The sequence below is a fragment of the Nocardioides sp. B129/18 genome, assembly GCF_055282735.1.
Genome location: NZ_JBUZJI010000029.1, coordinates 39,455 through 45,614, shown reverse-complemented (window position 1 = coordinate 45,614; position 6,160 = coordinate 39,455). Strand labels below are relative to the sequence as shown.

The window sequence follows — 6,160 nt, the reverse complement described above, 5'->3', positions numbered from 1 at the left end:
CAGCGCCGACACACATCGACGCAGATCAGATGTCACCTATCCGTGCAGCAGACCCGGTCGTTGGGATTGTCGGGGTCAGTCGGCATCGCGAACGTGAACTGGTACTTGTCGACGTTGTAGATCGACGCGCCGTTGACCCGCTGAGTGCTGATCGAGTCATAGCGGGCGGTGGAGAAGAATGTCGGCGAGAAGTTGCTGCACGTCGTCTGCGAGGAGGTGCAGATCTCATCGGTCGGCACATCGGGCCACCCCGAGGGGTCGAACGCCGCGCTCTTGGAGCCAGTGCAGCCCTCGTCGGGGTTCGTCAACGCATCGACACAGCGGACCCGGACGTTGAGGTTGACCTTGGTGTAGGCATCCGCCGAGCTCGGGCTGACGCCGATGCCGCGGTTGAAGCCGTACCGGATCGAGGTCACGTAGCCGTCGCGGTCATAGGCGGTACGACCGCTCGTGCCGCTCTGGTTGAACCCGGCGTAGTAGTTCTGCACCCGCGCGTAGTCGAACAACGTGATGTTGCCCTTGCGGTCCACGACCTTGTCCAGCCCGAACCGCCAGCCCTGACGACACGAGGACTTGTGGATGTCGGTGGCGTCGTAGCACGGCTCGCCGGCGTCGTCGCCGTAGACCGGGACGGTCAGCACCGAGTTGCTGCCCCAGCCGAACCCGAACCAGTAGGTCGTGCCGTCAGGGTCCATCACCTTGATGGCCTCATCGCCGGCATCGGCGTTGTTGGGCAGGCTGGTGTCCACCCCATCGCCGGCGACCTTCTCCACCGTCCAACCCGGGTCGTCCTGCAACCGCAGGGTGTTGTCGGAGGAGTCGCGGACGATGGTCGTCGCGTGCCCGTTCAACACGATCGAGTAGCGGTTGAACAGCTCCCCGTTCGTGGTCTTCCAGCACAGGTCAGCGAACCCGGTGTGCCCGTCATCGAGACAGTTCGCGAAGTCGCGGGTGATGTAGGACGACGACAGGCTCCACCCCAGCCCCATCATCGAGGCCTGACCGTTCTCGGCCATGTTCATCCCATCGACCGCACCCGAGGAGTAGTCGATCGACAAAGACGGCGCCGAGCCGCCCACCGCCGGCGCCGGCAACGTCAACGGGTAGCTGTAGGAGAAGTCGCCACTGCCCTGGCCGGTCTGCCAGGAATCCGCAGGCTTCGTCGGCTCAGCCGCGAAGTCGCCGTTCGAACCCGCGCCCGAGGCCGACACCACATACGTCGTGCCACCCGTCGTACCCGCAGCACGCACCAACGACGACACCGACCCACCCGCAACACCCCGTGCGGCAGCGGGGGCCAGCACGGCCGCCGCCAGCGCGTCCGCCGCAGCTGCGCCCGCAGCCGGGGCGCCCATCGCAACCATCCGGCCACCATGCGCACCCCGCCAGCCGCCGTCACCCGCACCCGCGAGCCGGGACGGTGCTGCCGCGGGCCCCGAGCCGCCCGTACCAGGGCTCGAGGGCGCATCAGAAGGCTCGCCCGCACCAGGCCCGAAAGAGGCAGAAGGGTCAGCAAGAGGGGCCGGGCCAGCCGGGCCAGCCGCGTCGCCGGAGAGCGGGGCCTCCTGTGCGGCCGCAAGGTCGACCGTGGTGAACGTCAGGGTCTGGGTGGCCTCGTCGTTGACCGACGGAACCACCACGCCCTGGCTGCACGCAGCGACCTCAGGGGTGGTCTTGAAGCACGCCGGATACGCGATCACCCGCAGCCGCGAACCCCAGTCACCACCGAAGGCGTACCGGAAGTCGGCATACGACAACCGCACATCCACCGCCTGCGGCTCACCCGACACCCCCGGCTCCCCTGGCTCCCCCGAATCGCCCAGCACGCTGCTCGAAGAATCAGTGGGCTCCGAAGCAGACAGCTCCCCCGAGCCGCTGGGAGTGTTCGTCGACGACGGCCCCGCAGACGGGGCGTCAGAAGCCGCAGCGCCAGCAGCCGCCGCCTGGCTCGGCTGACCATCAACAGCGCCATCAGTCGCCCGATCAGCAGGGCCTTCGGTGCTCGTCGCGGATCCATCCACGGGCTGGACGTCGATCACGAGACCCGGGGTCTGCCCATCAGCAGTCGGGGCCACCGACACGGCCACCGGAACATCCGCGTTCGACGCGGGATCAGCCGGGATGTCCTCCGACGTCGCGCCCTGCATCGGGTCGACCGGCAGGACCGTGACCTCATCCGCTGCCCGCACCTCCACAGGCACATCGCCAACATCGGCCCACGAGCTACCCGCCTCCGCAGCCCCATCGCCCACGGGTAGATCAGCCGCATCGTCCGGAAGATCCGGCGAGGTGAACTTCTCCGGACTGCGCGCATCACCCTGAACCGGGTCGACATCCACCCCAGGCAGATCGGCCGTCGCCATCACAGGACTCGGCGCCACCGCCGAGGCCGGAGCCAGTGGAACGACACCCAGCCCCGTCGAGACCAGACCCCCGACGAGAACCGCCACAACCTGCGCGCGACGCACCGAGACCCGCATGCCCATCCCCCGATCGATAGGTCCGCCCGGCGGCAAGCCAGCGCGAACCTAACCTGAGAGAAGTCTGAGACGATTCCCTAATCGCAGATACCCCCGCCGGTCTAGACCGGCAGATGAACAACTCGCCAACCGGGCCCTCGAGCGCCTGCGATATGCGGCTGCTCATGCGGCGCCCGACCATGTCGGATCGAAGGAGCCCGAGCGGCGTGGACGCAGGCCAGCGATGGCCGACACGCAGAGATCCCGCCCGGAGGACCGGGCGGGATCGACATCAAGGCGATGAGAGGATCGCGGCGGCGGAGGTGCTCTCCGCGGAATCTGGTGGAGCTGAGGGGATTCGAACCCCTGACCTTCTCGATGCGAACGAGACGCGCTACCAACTGCGCCACAGCCCCAGTGCGTCCTCAAGGACGCGTCGGGAAGGCTAGCACCCGAGGGGGCCGAGTCCGAATCCGGCCCGGGGTGCGTGGCCCTCGGATCAGGAGCCGAGCGCGCGGCCCTCGTCGTCCTCGCGGGCGGCGCGCCGACGGCGCTCCAGGGCGTCGGCCTCGCGGGCCAGGGAGGCATCGGCCTCGGTGCGCCCGGAGGTCCAGACGCCGGTGGAGTCGAGGTCGATGGTGCGCACGGTGCGGCGCACGGCGGCGGGCTTGTCGACGTAGGTCGGCAGGGTCACCGGGACGGGGTCCCACAGGCCGGGGGCGGTCATCGGGCTCTCGGCGGGCACCGGCTCGAGGCCGGTGTCGGTGACCACCGGGACGTCGGTGGTCAGCTCGGTGTCGGCGACCTCGTCGGCGGCCGGGGCGGGCTCGGCGTCGCGGGCCAGATGCGGCAGCCGGACCGTCGGGACGGCGGGCAGGCCGTGCTCGCGGCGCACCATGAGGCGGCAGGCCACCAGCCAGGCCACCAGCAGGGCGGCAGGCGCGGAGACCCAGGCCCAGCCGATCACGGAGAAGGCGGCGAGCGCGACGGTGACGACGAGGAGCGCGAGGATCGTGCCGAGCACGCGACGACGACGCTGCGCGGCGAGGCGGGCGGCCTCGCGGCGGGCCTTCGGCGAGAGCTGACGCGCGGGGGCGGCGGGAGCGGTCGGGGCGGCGGGAGCCTCGCGGCCCTCCGCGGCGGCGGCGACGGCGTCACCGGTGGCCGCGGACGGCTTGGTGACGACGAGGCGGGCGCGGGTGCGGTCGACGGGCTCGCGCCGCGCGAGCACGCGCATGGTCTGGGAGAAGCGATCGACCGACCGCGAGCGGGCGACGTCCTCGTGGTAGCGCAGCGCCTTGGGCACCAGATAGGCGGCCCAGGCCACAGCCACGGCCACGAAGATCAGTCCGCTCGTTCCCACCACGCTCGGCAGCCTAGGAGTGATAGCGCAGCATGGGGCGGATGTCTACCGGTGTGTCACGAACTGTCTGGTGTGACGGATGGGATCTCGACAGGCTCGATCACCGCGTCAGGCGCGGGCGACCCGCTCGCAAAGGCCGTAGGGGGCCTCCTCGCGGGTGACGGCGAAGATCCGGTGGTCGCGCCAGGCGCCGTCGATGTGGAGGAAGCCGGGGGCGTAGCCGACCTCGGCGATGCCGAGCTTCTCCACCACGCGCAGGGAGTTGGAGTTCTCCGGGCGGATCGCGATCTCGATGCGGTGCAGCCGGGCGGTGGTGAGGCAGTGGTCGATCACCAGCGCCACGGCGCGGGGCATGACGCCGCGGCCGGCGGCGTCCTTGTCGATCCAGTAGCCGACGGAGGCGAACTGCGCGGAGCCGCGGACGACGTTGTTCACCGTCACCTGGCCCACGAACCGGCCGTCGAGCTCGACGGCGAAGGGGTAGGTGCGGCCGGCGCGGGCCTGCGCGCGCAGCCGCCGCACCAGCGAGCGGAAGGTGGTCGGACGCGGGTCGGCGCCGGGCGGCACGGTGGCGTCCCACGGCGTCAGCCAGGCGAGGTTGCGGGCGCGAGCCCGGCGCCACGCGGTGGCGTCGGAGCCGCGCAGGGGCCGGACGACGACGTCGGGGTCGCCGGGGGCGGCGACGTGCTGCTCACGCCAGCGCAGCGTCACCGGCCAGGCGCGGCTCAATGGTCGCTCCCGACGATCTGCTCGACGGCATGACGCAGCACCGGCTCGAGCACGGCCAGCGCGTCCTTCACCCCGCCCCGCGAGCCGGGCAGGTTCACCACGAGCGCGCGTCCGGCGACGCCGGCGATCCCGCGGGAGAGCACGGCGGTGGGCACGCCCTTCGCGACGCCGTGGGCGCGGATCGCCTCGGCCAGGCCGGGCACCTGACGGTCGAGGAGCGGCGCGGTGACCTCGGGGGTGCGGTCGGTGGGCGTCAGGCCGGTCCCTCCGGTGGTGAGCACGACCCGGGCGCCGGCGGCCAGCGCCGCGGCGATCGCCTCGCCCACCGGCTCGCCGTCGGGCACCACGGCCGGCTCGGGCACCTCGAAGCCCTGCTCGCGCAGGAACGCCACGATCAGCGGGCCGGTGGCGTCCTCGTAGACGCCGGCGGCGGCGCGGTTGGAGGCGACGACGACCGCCGCGGGCTCGCTCACGCGAGGTCCTCGCGGGTCCAGTCGCCGGAGCGTCCGCCCGACTTCGCCTCGACGCGGACGTCGGTGATGACCGCGCCCTTGTCGACGGCCTTGACCATGTCGATGACGGTGAGCGCGGCGACGGTGACGCTGGTGAGCGCCTCCATCTCGACGCCGGTGCGGTCGGCGGTGCGCACGGTGGCGGTGATCTCGACGGCGTCGTCGGCGACGACGAGCTCGACCTCCACCCCCGAGACGCCGATCGGGTGGCACAGCGGCACGAGGGCCGGGGTCTGCTTGGCGGCCATGATGCCGGCGATGCGGGCCACCGCCAGGGCGTCGCCCTTCGGCACGCCCTCGCCGCGCAGCAGCGCGACGACCTGCGGGGAGACCAGCACCCGGCCCGAGGCCGTGGCCGAGCGGGCGGTGACGTCCTTGGCCGAGACGTCGACCATGCGGGCCGCGCCGGAGGCGTCGACGTGGGTGAGCCGCTCGCTCACGGGGCGACCTGCCGACCGGAGACGGGGTCGGTGACCAGCGGGACCACCTCGAGCTCGGTGCCGGCTGCCACCGAGGTGACGTCCTCGGGCACCACGATGAGCGCGTCGGCGTGGGCGAGGAACCCGACGAGGTGCGAGCCGGCGCCGCCGACGGGCGTCACGGTGGTGCCCTCGGCGGTCTCGGCCAGGCGTCCGCGCAGCATCTGACGCCGCCCGGCCGGCGAGCGGAGGTCGTCGGTGACGGTGGCCGTGCGGGTGCCGGTGCGCACGTCCGAGCGGCCCATCATCCGGCGCAGCGCCGGCTTCACGAACAGCTCGAAGGAGAGGTAGGCCGACACCGGGTTGCCCGGCAGCGTGAAGATCGGGACGCCCCGCTCCCCCACCGTGCCGAAGCCCTGCGGCTTGCCCGGCTGCATCGCCACCGGCCCGAACCAGACGGTGCCGAGCGGACGCAGCGCGGCCTTGACGACGTCGTAGTCGCCCATGGAGACCCCGCCGGTGGTGACGACGGCGTCGGCGCCGTCGAGCAGGCCCTCGAGGGTGGGCCAGAAGCCGTCGACGTCGTCGTCGACGGCGCCGACCCGCACCACCTCGACGCCGAGCTCGAGCGCGGCGGCGGCCAGCAGGTAGGAGTTGGAGTCGTGGATGGAGTCGGCA

The 6,160-nt window shown here is 71.9% G+C and carries 6 protein-coding genes and 1 tRNA gene; all 7 read right to left on the bottom strand.

Annotated elements, in window-relative coordinates; translation table 11 throughout:
• Nucleotides 1–32 precede the first annotated feature (32 nt).
• Entirely contained in the window at nucleotides 33–2,486 is a 2,454-nt protein-coding gene (locus tag ACZDWJ_RS17140; RefSeq protein ID WP_463522913.1) for a DNA polymerase III subunit gamma/tau domain-containing protein, read from the bottom strand.
• A 313-nt stretch (nucleotides 2,487–2,799) separates the two neighbouring features.
• Nucleotides 2,800–2,875 (bottom strand) — tRNA-Ala (locus ACZDWJ_RS17135).
• An 83-nt stretch (nucleotides 2,876–2,958) separates the two neighbouring features.
• Nucleotides 2,959–3,825: a divisome protein SepX/GlpR gene (gene sepX / locus ACZDWJ_RS17130; protein WP_463522911.1), complete on the bottom strand. Its 867-nt coding sequence runs from the start codon at nucleotides 3,823–3,825 to the stop codon at nucleotides 2,959–2,961.
• A 105-nt stretch (nucleotides 3,826–3,930) separates the two neighbouring features.
• Complete coding sequence (locus tag ACZDWJ_RS17125; RefSeq protein WP_463522909.1) at nucleotides 3,931–4,551, bottom strand: GNAT family N-acetyltransferase; 621 nt, start codon at nucleotides 4,549–4,551, stop codon at nucleotides 3,931–3,933.
• Complete coding sequence (locus tag ACZDWJ_RS17120) at nucleotides 4,548–5,024, bottom strand: MogA/MoaB family molybdenum cofactor biosynthesis protein (RefSeq protein ID WP_463522907.1); 477 nt, start codon at nucleotides 5,022–5,024, stop codon at nucleotides 4,548–4,550. The genes ACZDWJ_RS17125 and ACZDWJ_RS17120 overlap by 4 nt, the downstream gene beginning before the upstream one ends.
• Nucleotides 5,021–5,458, bottom strand: a complete 438-nt coding sequence (gene moaC / locus ACZDWJ_RS17115) for a cyclic pyranopterin monophosphate synthase MoaC (protein ID WP_463522915.1) — start codon at nucleotides 5,456–5,458, stop codon at nucleotides 5,021–5,023. Before moaC ends, ACZDWJ_RS17120 begins: the two co-directional genes overlap by 4 nt.
• A gap of 41 nt (nucleotides 5,459–5,499) precedes the next feature.
• A partial coding sequence (locus ACZDWJ_RS17110; protein WP_463522905.1) for a molybdopterin molybdotransferase MoeA occupies nucleotides 5,500–6,160 on the bottom strand: 661 nt, incomplete at its 5' end.

Excerpts from the sequence above, each read along its gene's own strand:
- ACZDWJ_RS17140 (WP_463522913.1), bottom strand. The coding sequence starts at position 2,486 with ATGGGCATGCGGGTCTCGGTGCGTCGCGCGCAGGTTGTGGCGGTTCTC.
- moaC (WP_463522915.1), bottom strand. The coding sequence starts at position 5,458 with ATGGTCGACGTCTCGGCCAAGGACGTCACCGCCCGCTCGGCCACGGCC.